This window comes from Rheinheimera sp. B2H12 (genome assembly GCF_059620065.1).
In genome coordinates this window covers 874422-897378 of sequence record NZ_CM184363.1, presented here as the reverse complement: position 1 = coordinate 897378, position 22957 = coordinate 874422, and the positions used below count along the sequence as shown (strand labels likewise).

The following is a 22957-nucleotide window of genomic DNA, read 5'->3' as shown; positions in this document are numbered from 1 at the left end:
CGTCATTTGTTTGCACTTTGTTTTCTTATTGGCAACATTGTGCCGTTATGGCAGACTGTCTAACCCAGTGAACAGCGGTACAGGACGTCCTGATGATCCAGGTGCGTGGCTTAGAAAAAATATTTGGCGATGGTGAAAGTAAAGTACAGGCACTGGCCGCAGTCGATTTAACAGTGCAGGCCAACGAATTTATCGCCGTAATGGGCACGTCCGGCTCAGGTAAATCGACGCTGATGAATCTGCTGGGCTGTCTGGACAGACCCACAGCGGGCGAGTATTTGCTGGATGGTCAGCCAGTGAGCCAGCTCAGTGACGAGCAGTTATCCGCCATCCGCAACCGCCATATTGGTTTTATTTTTCAATCTTTTCATCTGCTACCGCGCCTCAGTGCTGCTGAAAATGTCGCTTTACCGCTACGATACAGCGACGTCAGTCCGGAGCAAGCGCTGCAGCGCGCCACTGCGCTGTTACAGCGGGTTGGTCTTGGTCACCGCCTTTCGCATAAACCACAACAAATGTCCGGCGGCCAGCGCCAGCGGGTCGCTATTGCCAGAGCCCTGATCAATCAGCCCAAAGTGATTTTTGCTGACGAACCGACCGGTAACCTCGACAGTGCAACCTCGACCGACATCATGACTTTATTGACCGAAATACATCAGCAGGGTAATACCATTGTGATAGTCACCCATGAAGAAGACATCGCCGCTTATGCCAGCCGGGTGATCCGGATGCGGGATGGCCGGATTGTGGCGGATCAGCCAAACCGGCCAGCCGAGCTCGCAACTCCGCATAAGGGGGTAAGCTGATGCTACTCAGTTGCCAACGGACAAGCCTGCTGCCATGCACACTGCCAGCTTTACTGCTTGCGGTGAGCTTGCCGGTCTACAGCAGCAATGAGCCAGAGCCCGCCACTGTCACCACGCCGGTCTTACTCACCGCCACTTTGGCCGCTGCCGGACGGCAGGAAGTCACAGCGCCGCTGTCAGACAACTGGCAAATTCAATTGCAATGGCTCAAACCCGAAGCTGAAGCGGTCCACAAAGGTGATTTAATCGCCGTGTTTAATGCCGGCACCAGTCAAAGCGACATCAAACGTTTAACCAATGAACTACTCAGCGCAAAAGAATTATTAAAACAACAGCAAAGTGAGCATCAGTTGCTGGTAATGGAAGCCAGTTATGATTTAAAAAACAAGCAGTTACTGTTAGAAAAAGCCGCCATTGATGCCGGCGTCCCGCCACAATTTCAAAGTCGTTATGATTACGAAAAATACCAGCTTGAGCATCACAAAGCCCGGACTGAAGCCGAAAAAGCGGCGCTGGCACTGCAAACCGCCAAGGCACTGCAACGCAGCACACTGACCAAACAACAACTGCAAATTCAGCAACAACAACAATTATTGACCGAAGCTGAGCAAACGCTGGAGAGCATGAAAGTTTATGCCAGCCGCGATGGCGCTATCAGTTACAGCCTGCATCCATGGAATGGCGAAAAACTATTTGTTGGCAGTACCTTACAACCAGGCTGGCAAGTGGCCAAAGTCAACGGTACTGATGCGCTTTTTATCGAAGCCTGGGTCCATGAAATGGATGTGCCCCGTGTGCAACAAGCGACAGCCTTTGTCGGCCGTTTTGATGTGGCGCCAAACCAGAGTTTTCCGCTGCAATTCAGTGAACTGGCAGCTCAGGGCGAAAAACGCCAGGCCTGGGGCTCGGCCAGTTATTACCGCGCGCTGTTTAGTGCAGCTCAGTTGCCATTAGCCAAACCTTTATTGGGCATGGGATTGCAGATTGAGGTGGTGCCATGAAGCGGCTCATCAGCCTGACTCCACTGTTGCTCTGTAGTTTACTGCTGATTTGCAGTTTGTTGCTCGGTGCCTGTCAGCCGGTCACTTCAGACCGGACCAGTCCCCAACCAAGCCAAATCAAAGCCACCGGTGAATTGATGGCTGCGCATACCATCCAGCTCACGCCACCAGCGGTGCAGGATTTATGGCAATACAATGTGAAACAAATGGCGCCGGAAAGCAGCCTGCTGCAAGAGGGTGATCTGGCGGTACAGTTTGATGATCAGCCCTTACAAAGCACCCTGAACAATAAAAGGGCTGAACTAGAAAATGCCCGGCAGGAGCTGCAAAATCAGCAACAAAAGGATCAACAAAAATTAGAGGAGTTAAAGCTGCAATTGGCAGAGCGCCAGATGGACTTCGACCGGACCAAACGCAAAGCCGATATTGTCGACCAGGCCACTTCAGCCAATAACAGACGTAAAGCGCAGCTCGATTTCACCCTGGCAGTCAATCAACTGGCACTGGCCAACAGCCGGCTTGAGGCCAACCAGCAACAACGACAGGCCAGAACCAGCATCCTGCAGGCCAAAATTGACCGGCTCACTGCAGAAGTCAGTCAGACCGAACTTGATATCAGCCGGATGCAATTTAAGGCGCCCTTTACCGGCATGATGCTATACCAGACCAATTACGAAGGCGAAAAATACGCGGTTGGCGATACAGTGCAATTTGGCACACCCCTAGCCAGTATCAGCCAGCTTGATACCTTGTATGTACATGCAGTGATTGATGAAATTGATTTAAAACAGCTGAAAACCGGGCAGAAAGTGCAAATTTTGCTGGACGCTTATCCGGATAAAAGTTTTAGCGGTCAGCTCAGTAGTCTCGGCACTTCGGTGCGGGATAAAGCTTACAACGATTTCAGCCGGGTGGTGGATGCCAGTATCAGCATCGACCAGGCCGATCTGAGCCTGATGCGGCCTGGCCAGAGTGTCCGGTTGCTGATTGAACCTGCCGACATCGCCAGCACAGTGACAAAGGAGACGCCATAATGGCAGCACAGGGTCTGCATCAGCCGGGTCTACCGCTGCCTGCCTTGGCAATAATCGGCACGTTTTTACTGCTCTGTGGCTGTCAACCGGCCGTGACGGAAATCCCGCAGGTTCAGTTGCAACCAGCCACCTTAAGACATCAGATCAGTGCTGAAGGCGAATTATATGCCGTCAACGCCACTGCAGTGGTCGCGCCAACGCTGGACGGTGGTCCGCGTTTTATTGCCAGCATCAAAGCCGATTATTCCCAAGTGCAACCCGGCGATGTGGTGGTGAGTTTTGCTGCTCGTCAGTTGCATAAAGACCAGCGGCAAGCCAATAGCACTTTAGCCGGATTGAATGCCGATTTGCAGCAAAAACAGACAGAACAACAATCGGATCAGCAGAAACTGAACCTGGAGCAACAATTGGTGCTGCAGGAATATGGTTTTGCCGAACGTTTTACCATTGATGATGTGCAAATTCGTTCCCGGCTGGAAATTCTTGATTCGTTGCAAAATAAACAGTACCTGCAACAGAAAAAAAGTTACCTCGGCTGGCAAAGCCAGAGCTTCAGCGAAAAAATCAGCGGTGAGCTGGGGCTGATCCAGGCCCAGCAACAACAACAGCAACATCTGCTCAGTCAGGCCGACGCTGGCTTGAATTCTCTGGATATTCAAGCGCCGCATCAAGGCATGCTGTTATTTGACGCCGATTGGCGCGGCGAAAAACCGAGCATCGGGACTATGGTATTCCCAGGGGAAAAAATTGGCAGTATTCCGGATCTGTCACTGCAACAGCTGAAACTGCAGGTGATTGAACAGGAAGCGGCTGGCATCAAACCAGGTCAGCCGGTCAGTTTTGTCATGCTGGCCCGACCTGAGCTGAAGCTCAGCGGTAAAGTATTAACGGTTTCAGGTAATGCCCAGTCCAGACAACGGCGCGATCCGCGCAAATATATCGAAGTGATAGTGGCGCCGGATGCGCAACATGCGGCGTTTTTGCCTGGTAATAAAGTACAGGCGACTATCCTGGTGCAGGAAAAAGCCGCTGTGCTGCAGGTGCCTTTGCAGGCGCTGTTTAGTAAGCAGCAACATCTGTATGTCTGGAAAGCCACAGCCACTGGGTTTGTGCCGCAACAGGTGCAGGTTGGAGCCAAAAGCCTGACCCATGCCGAAATCACCAGCGGACTGACCGCAGCAGACCAGGTGGCGCTGCTGGATGTCAACAACTGGCAACAAGAGCCCTAACTTATGAATTATCAGCTGTTACTGCGGGATACTTTGGCCGAACTGGCGCAGCATAAACTGCGTACTTTTTTAACCTTGCTCGGGATGATTTTTGGCGTTGGCGCTGTGATTGCGATGCTGAATATTGGTACCGGCGCTGAGCGTGAAGCGCTGAAAACCATTGCCAGTATGGGTTTGCATAATTTGATAGTGACAGGCCGGACTGCCGATGAAAAAACTTTACTGGAACAGCGCAAACACTCACTGGGCCTCAGTCAGAGTGATTTAACCGCTGCAGTCAGTACCTTGCCCGGCGTGCTGGCCTCCAGTGCCGAGCGCCAGGTCGAAACCTATGCCCTGCTCAGCCATCAGGCAAAAAGTGATGGTAAAGCTGTTGGCATTACCCCCAGCTTTTTTCAGCTTAGCAGCCTGCAGTTTGCCGCTGGCCGGAATTTCACTGCCGCCGAAGAGTTATATGCAGCGCAGGTGGCGATTCTGGGAGCACAGCTGGCCGAAACCTTATTTCCGGCCCAGTCGGCATTGGGGCAACAGGTTAAAGTAAACCATGTCTGGCTGACGGTCGTCGGGGTGCTGGCCCCGGTCGAGCATGGCAAAGATAATTTTCAGGGCGTTAAAATTGGCGGCGAACAAAATCAATTGTTTATGCCACTCAATACGGCCCGTCAGCGCTTTGGCAGTGACAAACTGGCTGCCGAGCTGACAGCTTTCCGCCTGAAATTGGCCGAAAATGCCAATAGCGCTGCGGTAGCCAAAGCGCTGGATTTCTTGTTAAAACAACGCCATAAAGATATTGATGATTATCAGATCACGGTACCTGCCGCGCTGCTGGCACAACAGGCAAAAACCCAGCAGATTTTTAATATCGTGATGTCCTGTGTCGCTGGTATCTCCTTGCTGGTCGGCGGCATCGGTATTATGAATATTATGCTGGCCACAGTGCTGGAACGCACCAAAGAGATTGGCTTGTTACGGGCGGTCGGCGCCACCAGGCGCGATATCAAACTGCAGTTTGTGGCAGAAAGTTTCAGCATCGCCATCGTCGGCGGTATCCTTGGCATTCTGTTTGGCATCCTGCTATCGGAGCTGATTGCCTTTTATTCCGGTTGGGCTGTGTCCTGGTCCCTGCCCGCCATCCTGTTATCTTTTAGTATTTGCGCGCTGATCGGTATCGTTTTTGGTGTCTATCCGGCGATCCGGGCATCCGAACTGGATCCCATCACAGCCCTGCAAAGCGACTGATGGTTGGACGCCAAGCGTTGGACGCCAAGCGTTGGACGCCAAGCGTTGGACGCCAAGCGTTGGACGCCAAGCGTTGAGTCAGACTTTTAAGCAGGGTGCATTCAGCTCAGCACAGCTGTGGGTATTGGCAACTGCCGGTTGCGCAGTTTCCTTTGGCACAGTATCGGTTCGATAGCCATCCATTTCTAACAAACCTTTAAATACCGAAAAAAGTCTATGTAAAAACATCACTTAACTCCTGGCAAACCCAGCCTCAACCGACTGATGCTGATTTTACGCCTATTAGTTTTGCTTGATTAGCCGCCAAAGCAGAGATACTTTGTTTCCTAAAAGAAACAATAACGCTAGGATCCCAGCTTATGTCGTTACTACAAAGGCTCAGTGACATGGCTATTTTCGCCAAAGTGGTTGAACACGGCAGCTTTACCCTAGCGGCATTACAACTGCAAATGTCCAAAGGTGCAGTCAGCAAAGCCATTGCCCGGCTGGAGCACCATCTGGCGATGCGATTATTACAACGCACCACCAGAACGCTGCGGCTGACCGCTGAAGGTCAGGCTTTTTTTAATTACTGCCAGCAAGTGGTGGATCAGGCCGATCAAGCCGAACATCATCTGGCTGAACTGCGTGATGAACCTGTTGGCCTGATCCGGATCAGTGTGGCTATTACTTTTGGCGCCACTGTGATAGCGCCATTATTACCAGAGTTGCTGCAACGTTATCCCAAACTGCAAATTGAGCTGGATTTAGCCGATCGGCTGGTCGATTTAGTGGCCGAAGAAGTGGATGTCGCCATCCGCTTTGGCAAGCTGGCCAGCTCCAGTTTGATTGCCAGACCCCTGACCCGGTTACCGATAGTGTTGGTCGCGTCGCCTGCTTATCTGGCTAACCATGGTATTCCACAACATCCAATGGAATTAACCCAACATCAGTGCATCAGTACCGCCAGCGGCGGCCCGGAGAAATACTGGCAATTTCAGCAACAGGATCAGCCGCTCTCGGTGCCGATCCAGGGCCCCTTGCATACCAACAGTAATAAAGCAGCCAAACCTGCAGTACTCAGTGGCATGGGTTTTATGTTTGTAACCCGCTATCAGGTTGAAGAAGAACTGCAGGCTGGCTTGCTGGTGCCGGTGCTGACTGACTTTATGCCAGCGCCTTTGCCGGTCCATCTGGTGTATCCGCACCGCGCTTATATGAAAGCCGGGTTAAAACTGGTGCTGCAATTTCTGCAAAGCAGGATTGGCGCACTTTGAGCAAGTAAACACAGCAAGTTGATAAAAGCCGATGCAAGCTGCCGCTATCTCTGCCACAATGCTCTGCATGTGACTCGCATAGGGACATCACCTCTTGTTAAACAGCAAAAGCGCCACTTTTTTTCCCCCATGGCTGCTTGGTGGCCTGAGTCTGACGCTAAGTCCGGCCACATTAGCCGCAGCGCAGCAAGACGTGGCGGTTTGCCGCCAGTTCAGCGATGACCGGCAGCGACTGGCTTGTTACGATCAACTGTTTGCGGCTGACCCCAGCGCCGCCACTGCAGGCACGCAAGCAGACACGCAACGAGCCCCAGCCAGCCAGCAGCGCGCATCAGTTGACGACACTGCACAACGACAGGCCGAACAGGCGCTGGCCGTATTACCGCCAACGCCTGGCAACATCAGCATCAGTACCGAGCCCGTGCTGGAAGTGGCGACCATCTTAGATAAATACTGGGAGCTGACCCAGACCGAAAAACGCGATTTGTACGTCTTTCGCAGTTACCAGGCCAGTTTCTTTTTGCCCTTGCATTACAGCTCCAATATCAACCGCCAGCCGCAAAGTCCGGTCAAACAACCGGGTCCGGCCAATGATAATTATCGCCAGTTAGAATCCAAGTTACAGATCTCGTTACGCACCAAAATCGCCAGCAATTTGCTCTGGCACAATGCCGATCTTTGGTTTGCTTTTACTCAGCGTTCGATGTGGCAACTGTGGAATTCACAGGATTCAGCGCCATTTCGCAGCACCGATTACCAGCCGGAACTGATTTATGTACTGCCGCTGGCGAAAAGATTTGGCACTTTACCGGGCGGTTGGCGGGTACGGATGTTACAGGCTGGGATTGCCCATCAGTCCAATGGCCAGAGCGATCCGTTATCGCGCAGCTGGAATAAGGTTAGTTTTGGCTTGGCGCTGGATAAAAACGAATTTGGCCTGAACTGGCGCTATCATCAGCGTTTACCAGAGAACAGCGCTGATGACGATAACCCGGATCTGATTGATTATATCGGCAGCCACGAACTGACGGCGACCTGGTTGCCGGGGCTGGCGACAGCCAGTCTGGTCTGGCGCAACGATTTTTCTCATCTCAGCCGCGGCTCCTGGCAATTAGATATGACCTACCCTTTTACCAGTGAGAAACTGGATGGCCTGCGCTGGCACCTGCAGCTATTTTCCGGTTATGGCGAAACGCTGCTCGATTATAATCAACGTCAACACAGCATTGGCCTGGGCGTGATGCTGTTTAACTTTTAGCAAATAAAAAGGAGCTCAATTGAGCTCCATATCCAAGCAAATTCGGACAAAAACAACCAGGACAGCACAGACAACAGGGGGGTTGTCATAGGCGTATGATGCCGAGCCTACACGACAAATTGATGACCTGTTGATGAAAAAATTTTGACAGCAAGCCAGCAGGTTTCGGTTAAGTTGCCAGCAGCACAACGCTGGCGGTCAAGGGCACCACCAGCCACACCGGCAACCGGCCATACTGCAACGCAACAAAAGCCAGCAGCGCCAGCATGGCATCCAGCCAGCTGCGGATACCGTGACTGAGCACCGGCTGGATAAAAGCCGCCAGCAAAAAACCTAGTACAACCGCATGAATACCGGCACAAGCGGCTTGCAGTCCGGGCTGTCGCAGCCCCTGCAACCAAAAAGGTAAAGCCCCCACCAGCAGCAACCAGGCTGGCAAAAAAATCGCCACTGTGGCCAACAGAGCGCCCAGCCAACCGCCGGCCAGATAGCCGATAAAAGTGCCAAAGCTGAATAAAGGCCCAGGTACCAGTTGGGCGGCACCATAACCGGCCAGAAATTGTTCGTCACTGAGCCAGCCAGCCGGTATTGCTTCTGCCTGTAACAAGGGCAACACCACATGACCGCCACCAAATACTAAAGCGCCGGCCCGATACAGACTATCGCTCAGTTGCAGCCAAAGCACTGGCTGTTGCTGTGCCAGCAACGGTAACAACAATAACAGCGCAGCACAGAGCAGTAACCAGCCAGCGCCAGCCTGGCGGCTGGGCACATACTGACCTGCTTGCCGCCAATCGGCATTGTGATTGGCTGGCGATTCAAGCTTGCGGCGATACCAAGCCCAACCAATCACAGCCCCCAACAACAAACACAGCAGTTGCCAGGCCCAGTGCTCAGCCCAGAACAGCAACAAGGCGCAACTGACTGCCCCCAAGCGGCGCGGCCAGTCTGGTGCTAAGGTCCGGCTCATGCCCACCAAAGCTTGTGCCACCACAGCCACAGTTGCCACCGCCAGTCCCTGACCGACACCACTCAGCCACTGGCCATTGTTTGACAGTAGCAACCAAGCAAAAGCCGCCAACAGCAAGGCAGACGGCAAGGTAAAACCCAACCAGGCGCATAAAGCGCCGGGGTACCCGGCACGTAGCAAGCCGATGGCAATCCCGGTCTGGCTGCTGGCAGGCCCGGGTAAAAACTGACACAAAGCCACCAGATCGGCATATTGGCCGGCGCTGAACCAACGGCGCTGTTCCACAAAGACCCGGCGAAAGACCTCCAGATGTGCCACCGGACCGCCAAAGCTGGTGCAACCCAGCCAACAAAATAACCGGAAAATTTGCCAATAACGGCCATCGGGCTGCGCTGGTTCGCTGAGTCCGCTCTGTGACTTGGTGGTTGGCAAGGTTTGGGACAAGAGGATAGCTCCATTGACTACATTAAACTCAGCCCCTCGCCGCTGACTGCAATGCTAGCGACGAGAGGCTGATGCCTGTCAGACTATTGTACTGTGTCCGTCCATTACAACAATGACACTTTTATGACGGTAACTCAGCACTGGCAGCGCTATACCATAATAAGGTCGTTTTTTTACCTTTGCGCAATAGCCAATACTGCTGCTGCAGTGCCGGTTGTGCCGCCAGCGGCTGCGTCAGTTGCGCTGGCTGGATTTGCCTGTCATTCAGTTGCAAAGCCCCAGCTTGCAGCAGTTGCCGCAATTGCTGTTTTGAACTGAGCAAACCGCTTTGCAACAATAATTGTTGCAGTTCCAACCGGGCATCCACCTGTTGCGCCGGCATCCCGTCCTGCTGTAACTGCGCTAAGTCACTGCGACTGAGCTGGCCAGACTCAGTCTGAAATACAGCCTGACTGATGCGTAGTGCCGCCGCCAGACCGGACTGGCCGTGCACCAGGGCGGTCAGCTCAGCCGCCAGCAGTTGTTGCGCCTGCGGTTTGCCCTGTTGTTGCTGGTCACTGCGCTCTAAAGCCGCAATCGCCTCGATGCTCATACTGCTGTACCAACGTAGCATGGGGTAAACATCCCGATCGCTGACCGCAAGCCAGAACTGATAAAAGCGGTAAGGCGATGTCAGCGCCGGATCCAGCCAAATGGTGCCGGTTTCGGTTTTACCAAATTTAGTGCCGTCCGCTTTGGTGATCAACGGCAGTGTCAGGCCATAGACCTGTTGCTGATTCAGCCGCCGTGTTAAATCGATGCCACTGACAATATTGCCCCACTGATCCTGTCCGCCAATTTGCAACTGGCAGCCATAATGCCGGTTTAACATCGCAAAATCATAGGCCTGTAGCAGCACATAACTGAACTCGGTAAAGGATAAGCCTTGTTCAGGCCGCTGTAGCCGTTGCCGCACAGATTCACGCTGCAGCAGCGCATTGACGGAAAAATGTTTGCCAACATCGCGCAGTAATTGTGGCACCGTCATTTGACTGAGCCAGTCGGCATTATTCAGGATCAACACAGAACCAGCGCCATCCTGCGGCAACAATTGCCGGATCTGCTGCTGTAGCTGTTCGGCCCAACTGGCAACCTGAGCGGCAGATTGCAAACCGCGTTCGCTGGCTTTAAAACTGGGATCACCAATCAGGCCGGTGGCACCGCCGATCAGCGCTATCACCTGATGGCCAGCCTGTTGAAAACGACGCAGCAACAATAAAGGTACCAAGTGGCCAATATGCAAACTGCCGGCTGTGGGGTCAAAACCACAATAGAGCCGCACTGGCTGCTGCTGTGGTTCGGCCAGCAATGGCTGCAGTTGCACTAATGGAGTGGACTGGGCGATCAAGCCGCGAGCGGCCAAATCATCCAGTAATGAAGGGCTATCCATCCGATATCTCCGACTGAGCTCAATGAGGGTTGAGTGATGAACCGTCAGTGTCACACACAAAACCCACTTGGCCAGATATCCCATTTGGGATAATCTGAACAACCATTTCAGGCGAGTTTCAGCAGCAGATGCGTTCGGTATGAGCAACAATCCCCAAGTACCAGGCAGCAACAACCCGACCACAGTGGCCACTGAGCTTGTCAGCACTGACTCAGTGGCGGCGCTGACAGCCTTGACACAGCTGGTACAAAAATTGGCGCAACCCGGCTTTGCTGCCGCGCTGGTTGGCTGGTTTCGCAGCCTGGCCGTACTGGAGCAAGTGGTGGTGCTGGCGATTGATCAGCGGGAGCGGCCCCTTTATCTTTATGATGAATTGCAACAGGCGCGCGATTTATTGTTTGAACAATATCTGCCGCATTTTTTTCAGCAGGATCCGGTGTTCCAGGCCATCCGGCAAGGCATTCAACCGGGTTTTTATCTCGCCAGTCAGCTCGCGCGCGATTATGCCACTGATGTTCGTGCGCTGGCGCAACAACCCTACCAGCAGCAATTTTATCAGCATACCGGCTGGCAACATGAACTGGTCTGCCTGGTACAACTGCAACCTGAATTCTGGTGGGTATTATCGATGACGCTGCCTGATGCGGCGGCGGCTGAACGGGCCAAAACAGAGTTACAGCCTTATCTGAATCTCTGCCAGAGCTTATGTCAGCAGCATCAGCGGCTGTTTCAGCTAAACACAGCCAAACAAACGATGCCAGTTCAGGTGCAGCCCGTACTGCAACAATTTGGTCTGGCGTTATTGCCAACCCGGCCTTATCAGGTGCTGCAGTTGTTATTACAAGGGCTGGATAATCAAGCGATAGCGCAACGCTTGCAACTGAGCTGCGGCACAGTGCGCAACCATCGGAAAACGATTTATCGTCAGTTAAGAGTCAGTTCCATGGCGGAATTATCAGCCTTAGCACTGGCGTATCTGCAACAGGCGAATGCAGCGCCAGCATAAAGTTGTGAAATGCACCGAAGCGCAGCTGCTGCCGCGTTATGCAACAAAACGCGCTCAAACAGGCGCGTGATTGCACTATTAAATCAATAGCGCGCCCTAACTGGCGTGCGATGACACCAAGCGCTATAACCTGAAGGCTGCTAATGAGGTTTTCATTTGCGCGGCCATCTGACGTAATTGCTGACTGGCGGCCGACAACTGACTGAACTTGCTGCTGGTACTTTGCACAGCTCCGGCAATGTTTTCCATGTTTTCATTGATCGTGGCCGATACCACCGCCAGTTGCTCGGTGGCACTGGCGAGTTGATCATTCACATCTGTGATACTGCCGACCGCACTGCTGATCCTGAGCAACGCAGTATTGGCTAGTTGTGAACATTCGATAGTCCGGCTGGTATCCTGCTGACTTTGCGCCATCGACTGTACAGCCTGAGCTGAATCTTGCTGAATGCCGAGCACTTTTTTATTGATATCAACGGTTGAATCCTGCGAACGTTTGGCCAGGGTTCTGACTTCATCGGCCACCACGGCAAAACCACGCCCCATATCCCCAGCTCTGGCCGCTTCAATAGCGGCATTCAGTGCCAGCAGGTTGGTTTGTTCGGCAATAGCACCAATCACATCCGTGACAGCACCGACTTCCTGACCCCGTTTAGATAACAAACTAATCACCTGACTGACTTGTTCCAGCTGATTTTTTAAGCCATCAATAGCGCTGATGGTCTGCGCCACTGCACTCACCCCGGCTTCAGCTTCAGTGCCGGCCTCGCGGGTCGAACGGGCCGCCAGCGTAGCGCTACGCGCCATATCTTCACAAGTGGTGCTCATCTGATGCACAGCGGTCGCCACCTGCGACGTCTGGTGCATCACATCCTGCATAATATGTTGCGTCTGTTGACTGTTATCATCCAGCAGCGCTGACTGATCGGCCAATTGGTCTGCTAACTGACTTTGCTGGCCAATAATGTCGCGCAATTTCTGCACCAGTGTACTCAAAGCCGCTAACAAACTATGCTGATCGCCTGGTGTCAGTTGAAACTGCACGGCAAAATTGCCGCCGGCCACTTGTTGTACCAAGGCTGTGGCGGTACTGACTTCGCCACCTAAACTTTGCAACAACCAACGCCGGATATACCAGGATAAAGCGGCGGTCAGCAGCATCGCCAGCAGCACCACCCCAGCAATTTGCCGCGCTACCTGCCAAAAAGCCGCTTTGACATCATCAATATAAATACCAGAGCCCAACACCCAGCCCCAGCCGGGATCTTTGGCCACATAGGATAGTTTCGGATAACGCTCTGCAGTGACACCACCACCGGCAACAGGTTTTGGCCATTGATATTCGACAAAACCCTGGCCAAACCGCTCGGCAGTATCAACAAAACTGACAAATAAATTGGCATTGTTCAATGGTTGCTGCGAACTGCCATCGACATTACGCAACAAAGTCGCGTGGTTAAAGTTTGGACTATCCAGCGGTTTTCCATCCAGCGCCGGCACGGTCGGATGCATCATCATGATAGGGTAAGGCCGGCTTAAATCATTGATCCAGATATATTCAGTCCCTTCATAGCGGATGGCTTTTATGGCAGCGATCGCCTGTTGCTGTGCCTGCTGTTCGGTCAGGCTGCCATCTTGCTGCAGGCTCTGATAATGCTTGACCAAACTCAGGCTACTGGCCACCACTGCCATGACCTTCGCTTCCCGCCCCTGCATCAGGCTGTGCTGCAAAGCATTCAGTGCCACCGCAGCCAACAACACAAAACCGAGCAGAGCCACTATGGGTATCAATAACAAACGCCCGCCAACAGTGTGGAAAAAAGCCATAGAGCCTCCTGATTGTAAGCGCGCCAGACGCAACGGATACGGCATCGGCATCGGCATGATGACTGCGCAGTCCGTTCCGCCAGCTCTTGTGAACATCTTGGCAGCTCAAGGCTGGGAGCAGCACATCCGCTGAGGCGACTTGGTCAATGCAATATTTAACTTTGCAAACTATAACGCTAATTGGCTGATCTGCCAGCTATTCTGCCCATCAGTTGTTATTTTCGCGACGAACAGCCTGCCCTTATCGGCGGCGATTTAACGAACCCAGGCCAGTTGCTGCCAATTGGTGGTATAAGCCGGTGATAAACTCTGCCGTTTCATTTGCCAGCATTGTCGGATGCCCTGACCGGCAAACCAGACTTTACCGCGGCCGCTGTGATTAATCAGATCCAGCACTTGCATCAGCTGTGCACCACGACCGGTCGGATCGGCACTGCTGCTACTGACAAACAGATCCGGCTGCACCTGCATTGCCGGATAAAAATCGGTCAGCATCACACCAGCTTTGCTGTAACGATGGCCATCGCGCCAGATCGCCGCCAGTAAAGCTGGCAGCAGTTGGAAAAAATCACGGGTGTCACTGCTTGGCAACGCCAGACGGCCAGAACGGCTATCGGCATAATATGGCTGCCTGGCAAAAGGACTGGTCCGCAAAAACACCGTCAGTTGACAAGCCTGTTGCTGCTCCTGCCTGAGTTTCTGGCAAGCACGGCTGATATATTCACAGAGTGCCTCACTCATCTGTTGTCGATCGCAGATCACAGTGCCAAAAGAACGTGAACTGATAATTTGTTGTTTAGGCTGCGGCAGATCTTCCAATATCAGGCAGGACTGGCCATTCAATTCCTGCACTATCCGCTGTTCCACCACCGAAAACTGCTGCCGGATCAAACCGGCATCCGCAGTGGCCAGTTGCAAAGCAGTGTTGATCTGCAACCTCTGCAAACGCTGACTGAGTTTGTTACCAATGCCCCACACCTCGCCAACCGGTGTCAGCGCCAGTAACTTGCGCTGCCGTACCGGATCAGTCAGATCCACCACCCCGCCGGTGGCCGGATACTGTTTGGCAGCTGCATTTGCCAGCTTGGCCAGCGTTTTGCTGGGCGCTATCCCAACACAAACGCTGAGCCCCAGCCACTGCCGGATCCGCTGCCGGATCTGCTGACCCAGCTGCGCTCTATCCGTGGCTGACAATCCGCTCACATCCAAAAAAGCTTCATCAATTGAATACACCTCAACGGCTGGCGCCAACTCTGCCAGCGTTTGCATCACCCGGGCCGACATATCGGCGTATAAGGCATAATTGGAAGAAAATGCCACCACAGCCCCGGTTTGCAGCAAAGGACGCAGTTGAAAGGCCGGAATACCCATCCGCACCCCCAGTTGCTTGGCCAGCGGACAGCGCGCCACGACACAACCATCATTATTGGATAATACCACCACGGCCTTAGTCGCCAGATCCGGCCGGAACAGCTTTTCGCAAGAGGCATAAAAATTGTTGCAATCGACCAGCGCAAAGGCTGGCGCCACCGCTGTCGCAGCGACAGTCTGACGATCTGGCGGTCGTTGCGGCTGCATCCTCCTGCCCAGCGCCGTGCCGACAACAGCGCTGTTGCGCTCAACAGCCACAGCTTAGCTGTGCCGGCGCCGGCATTGCCGCACCACAGTCGTCACCACGCCAAAGATCTGCAGCTCCTGATCAGGTGCCAGCTCAATCGGCGCATAACGTGGGTTGCGCGGTAATAACCGCACACAAGGCGTTAATTGCAGTTCTTTTACCGTCAGCTCGGCATTCAAGCAAGCAATCACCACATCACCTTGCTGCGGTGTCAGCGACCGGTCGACCACCAGCACATCATGCGGATAAATACCGGCATCGACCATGGAATCGCCACTGACCCGGACAAAAAAAGTGGCGGCAGGCCGGCTGATACACAACTCATTTAAATCCAGCGCCTGCTCAATATAATCGGCCGCCGGCGATGGAAAACCGGCCGCTACCCGATCGGCAAACAGCGGTAACGCCAATCCAGACTGTGGACTGGCTTGCCCCAATAAAGCAACTGTCGACATGGCAACCTCCAAAAGACACTGTATGAATAAACAGTATATCTTGGATTTTGCAGAACGCCAAATGCCAATCACGCTGCGACTCAATCATCAACATCGGCACAGAGCGCTTTGTTCAATGGTTTACTGCTCGTTGTTTAAACGGATTGCTGCTCCAACAATCCAGCTAATAAACCGCAGTCAAGGCGCATCTGCCCGGCATATTGCTGACATAGTTGCAGCAATAGGGTCGCTTGCGCGGGTAAAGTGGCAGCCACTGCTTGTTCAAAACGCACTGAACGCCGATCACCACGACTGTGGGCCAGTGCCAGCGCATCAGCACAAGCGCTGGCATAATCCAGCAACTGCTGTTCAGGCGCGGTCGGATGCAGACAAATATCCACCGGATCCAAATCAACATTGGCATGGTGCAGCGAGCGCACCAGATAATGCGCGCCGGCAAAATAATGTTCATCCAGCACCAGATCGGGCCTTCGCTGCATCAACCTTTGGCAGTCCACCGTCAGGTGGGCGTCATTGAGTTGATTCACCGGATCCAACCCGGCAAAAAAGTGTAACGGGGCCGAGCGCCGCTGTTGTTTGGCTTCAACCACATGGCACAACATCAGATCTTCGGCGCCCTGCTCCCCCGCAGTCAGCAGCGCTTTGGGTCCTACCAGCAAATAATAACGCTGTAAGTTCATCGATCCTGTGCCCGCGCCTTGCCGGCTGACGATATCCAGGATCTCATCATTGACATAAGGCCGGAAACTGCTGGCAACCTGCTGATAGTGCTCAGAGGATAACCGTAAAAATTTGTCCGGGTCCTGTTTAAACTGCAGTGGCCGGGCATGCAGGTCAACCAGTTTGGCCAGAGTACTTTTGGTCAGGAAATGCTCGCCGGTTGTGGCGCGACGACGAGCCTTTTTCTGCGCCTGATGCAGCACATGCTGTTTGGCAAAAGCCGGTTGCGCTTGATAGCGTAACTCAGGATCTGCAGCAATCTGCTGACATTGTCTGGCATATTGGCGGAAAAACAATAACACTGCTGCAGCGGCTTGCTCAGCCGTAGCAGCCTGCAATGGCGGTTGTACTGAAAGGCTGCTGGCCAGTTGTTGCTGCGATTCATCCACCGCCAATAACAAACTAACGGCAAAACGGCTCAGATCCCAGACGGCATGGCCGATGCAGGCATCGTCAAAATCATTGGGCGCAAAAATCACCTCAGAACCAGAGCTGCCCTCTTCGGTAAAAAAACCAAAATTCGACAGATGGCAGTCTCCCATCACAGTGGTCACTGGCCACTGCAGCAGGCTCTGAGGCAAAGCGAATAGCCCACTGGCGATATCGGCATAAAATAAACCCGAACTGCCGCGTAAAAAGCGAAAGGCACTGCCCGCCATTTTTTGATGTTTGCCGAGCCATTGCCGGCTTGGATCTACGCCATCAGTCCGGCTAAATTCGGCAATTAAAGCCTGTGTTCTGCTTGCTTCCTGTTGTGACATCATCAATTCTCCTATGTTGTTGCCCAGCATGTGATGCCCAGCATGTGATGCCCAGCATGTGATGCCCAGCATGACATAAAAAGGCTGACAGGAAAAACAGCCTGGTCCATTTCTTCACGCCAGAAACAATGCTAGGCTTGGCTAAGTTTTAACCACAAGCCAGTCTGATGATGCCAATATTATTCCCTATTCTGCTGTTAAGTATGTTGCCTTGCACTGTGATGGCGGGCAATGACCCCAGCACTGAGCTGCAACAATCCAAGGTATTACCGGCGCAATTTCTGGCCAAACCAGTGCAGGTGCTACAACCTGAACTATTACAACTGGTGGCGGCTGACGCCCAGTTTGAACTGTTGGCTGAGGGGTTTGACTGGTCCGAAGGGCCAGTGGCGGAGCCTGGCACTGGTGCCATCCTGTTTTCCGATGTGCCGGCCAATAAAGTCTATCGCTGGCATCCCGGCCAGGGTTTACAGCTGTATCTGAGTCCGTCCGGCGCGACCGGACTGTGGCCGGATGACAGCTTAAAACAAGGTGCCAATGGCTTGCTGTTTAATCAGCAACAACAACTGGTGCTGGCACAGCATGGTGACCGCCGGCTGGCTGTGCTGACAGGTTTTAAAGACGGCAAGCCGCAGTATCAGACGCTGGCCAGCCAGCAAGCTGGCGCTACAGTACAGGATCAACGCCGGCTGAATAGTCCAAACGATCTGGTGCAGCATAACGACCAATCTTATTATTTTACCGATCCACCTTATGGCCTGGCCCAAGGCGATCGTTCCAGTGCCAAAGATTTGGCTTTTAATGGTATCTGGCGCTTGACGCCTGATTTACAACTGCAATTGCTGGAACGCAGTCTGAGCAAACCTAATGGACTGGCGTTGTCACCGGATCAGCGTTGGTTATATGTCGCCAACTCGGATCCCGCCGCCGCCCAGTGGTGGCGTTTTGCAGTGCAGCCAGATGGTTCGCTGGCCGCAGCTGAATTGTTTGCAGATGCCACCCATGCCGCCAGCAGCAAGCCGGGTTTACCTGATGGTCTGAAAGTGCTGTCATCCGGTCAGATCCTGGCCACTGGCCCCGGCGGTATTTGGGTCTTCAGCGCCAGCGGTCAACAACTGGGTTTATTGCAGTTGCCAGTGGCTGCGGCCAATCTGGCCTTGAGTGAAGATCGGCAATATATCTATATCACCGCCAGCAGTTACTTGTTAAGGATGGCGTTAAAACCTGCCACCCCGCAGCTTGCACCAGGCGGGCGCTAAGCATGCACAGGTCATGCTTTGGTACTATCCTGTTGCTATGCTTGGATCTGCTCACTGTGCGGCCCGCGATGGCCGCAGAGCAGGCACAATTGACGTTATACACCGAACATTTTCCACCTTATAGTTTTGTGCAGCAGCAACAAGTCAGAGGGATTAACGCAGATTTGTTACGGCTCGCCTGTGAACGGGCCGCCATCCAGTGCGAATTTGTGCTTTATCCATGGTTAAGAGCTTTTGAACTGGCACAAAAAAATCCGCACAGCGGCATTTTTTCGATAGTGCGCACCCCCAAACGGGCACCCTTGTTTCAGTGGCTGGGGCCGCTGGCATCGTCCAAAGCTTATTTGTACCGGTTAAAACGCCGCCCTGAAATTAAGTTACAGCAACTCAGTGATGCCAAAGCCTATTCTATTGGGGTGGCGCACGGCGATATTTATGAAGAGTTTTTCTTGTCGCAGGGTTTTATGCATGGCAAAAATCTGGTGAAGTTTTCGACCAAATCTGAGCCTGTGCCGTTATTTTTAAAAGGAAAAATTGATTTACTCATCGCCTCGGAACTGATGCTGAGCAATTGGTTATCACAACCAAACACAACGGCCGAGGTCGAAGCCGTGTTGGATATCAGCGATGTTGGTCAGAATTTTCTGGCGCTGCATCCGGCAGTGCCAGCCGCCACAGCTCAGGCGCTGCAACAAGCTTTAACTGAGCTGGCCGCTGAAGGTCAATTGCAACAGTTGGTGCAAAGTTATCAGCAACAACCTACGCCCTGACTACTTTTTCTGCATCAGATAACTGGCGACGCTGATAAATAACAGACTCGGCAACACAGCCCCTAACCAGGGCGGTAACTGATACACCAGCGCCACCGGGCCAAATACTTCATTGGCCAGATAAAAACCAAAACCGGTCAGGATCCCCATCAGCACCCTGGCGGCCATGGTCACACTGCGTAGCGGCCCAAAAATAAAAGAAAGCGCCATCAACATCATCGCCACGATCGTCAGCGGCTGCGTCGCTTTACGCCAGAATGCCAGTTGATAACGGCTACTTTCCTGCTGGTTACTTTGCAGATAATCCAGATAACTCGACAAACCTTGTAAAGACAACAGCTCAGGCTTGACGCTGACCACACCGAGTTTGTCCGGCGTCAGACTGGAGCGCCAGCGTTGTAACGGCCAGCGATGCTGCTCGACTTTATCATCACGAAAATGCAACCGGCTGACCTGTTCCAGTTGCCAGACGCCACCACTGAACACGCCACTTTTGGCATTCACAATCGCTTGCAACACCAGCTCGGGTGAAAATTCATAAATCGTGACGTCTTTTAATTCACCGCTATCCGACACGCGCCGGATATTGACAAAATCATCGCCATCTTTGGCCCAAACACCTTGTTGGGCGGCAAATAAATTACCGCCGGAGATGGCTTTGGTTTTCAGTTCACGGGCAAATTTTTCTGACGCCGGCGCGCCCCACTCACCAATGGCCATCACCAGCAACATCATCAGCACCGAGGTTTTCATTACAGACATGATGATATTCAAGCGCGACATGCCCGCCGCCTGCATCACCACCAGCTCACTGTTACTGGCCAGCATACCAAGCCCGATCAAAGCCCCAATCAGCGCCGCCATCGGGAAAAATAACATCACATCGCCCGGAATGCTGCACAGACTGAAGATTGCCGCCGTCAGAATGGTAAAATCACCACGGTCAATCAGCCGTAACTGGTCAATAAAACGGAACATGCCGGACAACGCCAGCAGCACCGACAACGACAAGGCCGAAGTCGATAAAATAATCCGGCCAATATAGATATCAACAATACTAAGCATGATCCCCCCGACCAAACAGACGGGCTTTTAACCGCTGGGCTCCGGCACGGTGCTGCAAAAACAAGGCTGCCGCCAGCATAGCGGCCAGGGCGTGGATCCACCACATCCCAAGTGCCAACGGTAATTTACCGTCTTCCAGCAACGAGCGACTGATAATCAGCAAAATGTAATAACCAAGAAACAAGCTAAAGGCGGGTAGCAAACGGCCAAATTTACCCTGCCGTGGATTAACGCGACTGAGCGGCACTGCCAGTAACATCAAAATCGGGATCGACAATGGAATGGCCAAGCGCCAATGCCATTCAGCGCGGGCTTCAGCGCCAGACTGCTGCAACAATTCCAGCGTCGGTAAACTGCTGAGCTTGCGCCGCCGTTGCTCGGCCTGTTGCTCGCGGATTTGTAAATCATAACGACCAAACTCCAGCACATCATACATAGGTGCATCCACAGCACCGGAATAACGCCGGCCCTGGCTCAGCATCAGTCGTTGCGCGCCTGAACTGTCTTCCATCACCTGACCCGTTTCGGCATAAACCACCGAATGCGGCATCCCTTCTGCCGTCGCTTGTTGCGCCAGAAATACCTTCGACAAGGTCGTGCCATCCCGGCTGATATCATGGACAAACACCACAGCTTTTTCATTGGAAGTTTGCTGGAAACGCCCCGGAATTAACGTCGACAAACCGGAATCAGCCGTTGCTTTTTCCATCAGATGATATTCGCGCTCGGCGGCCCAGGGACTGACATACAGCGTTAAACCGGCCGCAGCCAGGGCGACAAGCAACGACAGTACCAAAGTGATACGCCCGACAAACCATTCGCTGATGCCAGTGGCATGCAACACCGTCATCTCACTTTCGGCGTAAATCCGGCTGTAAGCGATTAATACGCCTAAAAAAGCCGCCAGCGGTAAAATAAGAATCGCCATCTGCGGCAGCTTCAGCGCCACCAGGGTCAGCACTAATTGCCCCGGCAATTCCCCTTCCGAGGCATCAGCGAGGATTTTGACAAAACGCTGGCTGAGAATAATAGTGATCAGGATCAGGAACACCGCCAGCTGCGATTTAAACACTTCGCCAATCAAATAACGAAAAACAATCAAAATGCCCCCCAAAAACCAGTCTTTTTGCTGGCACGCTGGCAATTTTTAAGTAAACTGGATATTTATAGCAATTATTATCGACTAAAGTCCGATGAAATCCGAGCTTTTTTATTAATGCCAGCCATTTCAGGCCGGTTTAAACTCGGTTTCACCCCGAACATCGTCTGTTAGAATCAGGAGTTGACATGGAGTTCAGCGTTAAAAGCGGAAGTCCGGAGAAACAACGCAGTGCTTGTATTGTCGTTGGCGTGTACGAACCGCGCCGCTTATCTGCGGTGGCCGAACAATTAGATAAAATCAGTGAAGGTTATATCAGTAACCTGCTGCGCCGTGGTGATCTGGAAGGCAAACCAGGGCAGATGCTGTTATTACACCATGTGCCGAATGTACTAAGTGAGCGGGTGTTGCTGGTTGGTTGCGGCAAAGAACGTGAACTGGACGAACGGCAATACCGGCAGATCATCGCCAAAACCATCAGCACCCTCAACGAAACCGGTTCGATGGAAGCCGTTTGTTTCCTGTCGGAACTGCATGTCAAAGGCCGCGATACCTACTGGAAAGTGCGCCATGCGGTGGAAACCACGCAGGACAGTCTGTATGTGTTCGACAAGCTGAAGAGCAAAAAAGACGAAACCCGTCGGCCGTTGCGTAAAATTGTCTTTAATGTACCGACCCGACGCGATTTAACCATCGGCGAAAAAGCGGTCGAACATGGACTGGCCATTGCCGCTGGCATTAAACAATGTAAAGACGTTGGCAATATGCCACCGAATATCTGTACGCCAGCCTGGTTGGCAGAACAAGCCAAAACCCTTGGCGGCATCAGCGAAAAACTCAGTATTGAAGTACTGGGCGTACCGGAAATGACGGCCTTAGGTATGCATTCTTATCTGGCGGTAGCACGTGGTTCTGACAACGAAGCCAGAATGGCTGTGATCAAATACCAGGGCGCCGCCGATAGCAGCGCGCCAGTGGTGCTGGTCGGCAAAGGCCTGACCTTTGATACCGGCGGTATCAGCATCAAGCCAAGCGATGGCATGGATGAAATGAAATACGACATGTGTGGCGCCGCTTCTGTGCTCGGCACCATGAATGCAGTGGCCAGCTTAGGTTTACCCCTGAATGTGATTGGGGTACTCGCTGCTGCTGAAAACATGCCGGATGGCAAAGCCTACCGGCCAGGCGATATTCTGACCACCATGTCAGGCCAGACGGTTGAAGTACTGAATACCGATGCCGAAGGTCGCTTAGTGCTCTGTGATGCCCTGACCTATGTCGAACGTTTTGATCCGGATGTGGTGATTGACGTCGCCACTTTAACCGGCGCTTGTGTGGTGGCTCTGGGTAAACATGCTTCTGGCTTGCTGAGTAACCATAACCCGCTGGCACATGAAATTCTCAATGCTTCAGAGCAAAGTGGTGATCGGGCCTGGCGTCTGCCATTATGGGATGATTACCATGATCAGCTGGAAAGCCCCTTTGCCGATTTCAGTAACCTTGGTGGTCGTGCCGCTGGCACTATTACCGCAGCCTGTTTCTTGTCAAAATTCACCCGCAAATATAACTGGGCGCATTTGGACATCGCGGGTACTGCCTGGCGCAGTGGTGGCAAAGACAAAGGCTCGACCGGCCGCCCGGTGGCGCTGCTGACGCAATTTTTAATTAACCGGGCTGGTGCGCATCCGGAGCATTAACAGCTCGCGCTTCC

At 53.0% G+C, this 22957-nt stretch carries 20 protein-coding genes; 11 read left to right on the top strand and 9 right to left on the bottom strand.

Features of this window, described 5'->3' with window-relative positions:
- Positions 1-92 precede the first annotated feature (92 nt).
- From AC53GJ_RS03975 to AC53GJ_RS03955, 5 genes are read left to right on the top strand one after another with little or no spacing between them, the layout of a single operon-like run.
- Positions 93-806, top strand: coding sequence for an ABC transporter ATP-binding protein (locus AC53GJ_RS03975; RefSeq protein WP_496731247.1), 714 nt, complete (start codon positions 93-95; stop codon positions 804-806).
- Positions 806-1807, top strand: a complete 1002-nt coding sequence (locus AC53GJ_RS03970; RefSeq protein ID WP_496731246.1) for an efflux RND transporter periplasmic adaptor subunit — start codon at positions 806-808, stop codon at positions 1805-1807. The genes AC53GJ_RS03975 and AC53GJ_RS03970 overlap by 1 nt, the downstream gene beginning before the upstream one ends.
- Complete coding sequence (locus AC53GJ_RS03965) at positions 1804-2841, top strand: HlyD family secretion protein (RefSeq protein ID WP_496731245.1); 1038 nt, start codon at positions 1804-1806, stop codon at positions 2839-2841. Before AC53GJ_RS03970 ends, AC53GJ_RS03965 begins: the two co-directional genes overlap by 4 nt.
- Positions 2841-4070: an efflux RND transporter periplasmic adaptor subunit gene (locus AC53GJ_RS03960; protein ID WP_496731244.1), complete on the top strand. Its 1230-nt coding sequence runs from the start codon at positions 2841-2843 to the stop codon at positions 4068-4070. Before AC53GJ_RS03965 ends, AC53GJ_RS03960 begins: the two co-directional genes overlap by 1 nt.
- 3 nt (positions 4071-4073) lie before the next feature.
- Positions 4074-5309, top strand: coding sequence for an ABC transporter permease (locus AC53GJ_RS03955; protein WP_496731243.1), 1236 nt, complete (start codon positions 4074-4076; stop codon positions 5307-5309).
- Positions 5310-5387: 78 nt separating this feature from the next.
- On the opposite strand, the gene AC53GJ_RS03950 is transcribed toward AC53GJ_RS03955, so the two are convergent.
- Positions 5388-5537: a hypothetical protein gene (locus tag AC53GJ_RS03950; RefSeq protein WP_496731242.1), complete on the bottom strand. Its 150-nt coding sequence runs from the start codon at positions 5535-5537 to the stop codon at positions 5388-5390.
- Positions 5538-5668: 131 nt separating this feature from the next.
- On the opposite strand from AC53GJ_RS03950, the gene AC53GJ_RS03945 reads away from it, so the two are divergent.
- Together AC53GJ_RS03945 and AC53GJ_RS03940 are read left to right on the top strand one after the other, a co-directional pair.
- On the top strand, positions 5669-6565 hold the full coding sequence (locus tag AC53GJ_RS03945; protein WP_496731241.1) for a LysR family transcriptional regulator: 897 nt from the start codon (positions 5669-5671) through the stop codon (positions 6563-6565).
- A 94-nt stretch (positions 6566-6659) separates the two neighbouring features.
- Positions 6660-7823 (top strand): phospholipase A, encoded by a 1164-nt coding sequence (locus AC53GJ_RS03940; RefSeq protein ID WP_496731240.1) that lies wholly within the window; start codon positions 6660-6662, stop codon positions 7821-7823.
- A gap of 169 nt (positions 7824-7992) precedes the next feature.
- Here AC53GJ_RS03940 and chrA read toward each other — a convergent pair whose 3' ends face one another.
- Together chrA and tyrS are read right to left on the bottom strand one after the other, a co-directional pair.
- The gene (gene chrA / locus AC53GJ_RS03935) at positions 7993-9237 is read right to left on the bottom strand and encodes a chromate efflux transporter (RefSeq protein ID WP_496731239.1); all 1245 of its coding nucleotides are present in this window, start codon (positions 9235-9237) and stop codon (positions 7993-7995) included.
- 121 nt (positions 9238-9358) lie between these two features.
- Positions 9359-10666 (bottom strand): tyrosine--tRNA ligase, encoded by a 1308-nt coding sequence (gene tyrS / locus AC53GJ_RS03930; protein WP_496731238.1) that lies wholly within the window; start codon positions 10664-10666, stop codon positions 9359-9361.
- 139 nt (positions 10667-10805) lie between these two features.
- Here tyrS and AC53GJ_RS03925 point away from each other — a divergent pair, with 139 nt between their 5' ends.
- The gene (locus AC53GJ_RS03925; RefSeq protein ID WP_496731237.1) at positions 10806-11672 is read left to right on the top strand and encodes a LuxR C-terminal-related transcriptional regulator; all 867 of its coding nucleotides are present in this window, start codon (positions 10806-10808) and stop codon (positions 11670-11672) included.
- 123 nt (positions 11673-11795) lie between these two features.
- Here the strand turns inward: AC53GJ_RS03925 and AC53GJ_RS03920 are convergent, their stop codons facing one another.
- The 4 genes from AC53GJ_RS03920 to AC53GJ_RS03905 all read right to left on the bottom strand — a co-directional run bounded on the left by AC53GJ_RS03920 (position 11796) and on the right by AC53GJ_RS03905 (position 17056).
- Positions 11796-13499 (bottom strand): methyl-accepting chemotaxis protein, encoded by a 1704-nt coding sequence (locus tag AC53GJ_RS03920; protein WP_496731236.1) that lies wholly within the window; start codon positions 13497-13499, stop codon positions 11796-11798.
- 255 nt (positions 13500-13754) lie between these two features.
- Positions 13755-15077: a translesion error-prone DNA polymerase V subunit UmuC gene (umuC, locus tag AC53GJ_RS03915; protein ID WP_496731235.1), complete on the bottom strand. Its 1323-nt coding sequence runs from the start codon at positions 15075-15077 to the stop codon at positions 13755-13757.
- 54 nt (positions 15078-15131) lie between these two features.
- Entirely contained in the window at positions 15132-15572 is a 441-nt protein-coding gene (gene umuD / locus AC53GJ_RS03910; protein WP_496731234.1) for a translesion error-prone DNA polymerase V autoproteolytic subunit, read from the bottom strand.
- 134 nt (positions 15573-15706) lie between these two features.
- Complete coding sequence (locus AC53GJ_RS03905; RefSeq protein WP_496731233.1) at positions 15707-17056, bottom strand: DUF2252 family protein; 1350 nt, start codon at positions 17054-17056, stop codon at positions 15707-15709.
- Between the two features lie 164 nt (positions 17057-17220).
- On the opposite strand from AC53GJ_RS03905, the gene AC53GJ_RS03900 reads away from it, so the two are divergent.
- Together AC53GJ_RS03900 and AC53GJ_RS03895 are read left to right on the top strand one after the other, a co-directional pair.
- Positions 17221-18312: an SMP-30/gluconolactonase/LRE family protein gene (locus tag AC53GJ_RS03900; RefSeq protein ID WP_496731232.1), complete on the top strand. Its 1092-nt coding sequence runs from the start codon at positions 17221-17223 to the stop codon at positions 18310-18312.
- A 2-nt stretch (positions 18313-18314) separates the two neighbouring features.
- Complete coding sequence (locus AC53GJ_RS03895) at positions 18315-19082, top strand: substrate-binding periplasmic protein (RefSeq protein WP_496731231.1); 768 nt, start codon at positions 18315-18317, stop codon at positions 19080-19082.
- Here AC53GJ_RS03895 and lptG read toward each other — a convergent pair whose 3' ends face one another.
- Both lptG and lptF read right to left on the bottom strand, forming a co-directional pair.
- Positions 19083-20147 carry an LPS export ABC transporter permease LptG gene (lptG, locus tag AC53GJ_RS03890; protein ID WP_496731230.1) on the bottom strand — a complete coding sequence of 355 codons (1065 nt, stop codon included), beginning with the start codon at positions 20145-20147 and terminating at the stop codon, positions 19083-19085. It abuts the gene before it with no gap.
- Positions 20140-21249: an LPS export ABC transporter permease LptF gene (gene lptF / locus AC53GJ_RS03885; RefSeq protein ID WP_496731229.1), complete on the bottom strand. Its 1110-nt coding sequence runs from the start codon at positions 21247-21249 to the stop codon at positions 20140-20142. Before lptF ends, lptG begins: the two co-directional genes overlap by 8 nt.
- Before the next feature lie 185 nt (positions 21250-21434).
- Between lptF and pepA the strand changes: the two genes are divergently transcribed.
- Complete coding sequence (gene pepA, locus AC53GJ_RS03880) at positions 21435-22943, top strand: leucyl aminopeptidase (protein WP_496731228.1); 1509 nt, start codon at positions 21435-21437, stop codon at positions 22941-22943.
- Positions 22944-22957: the final 14 nt, after the last annotated feature.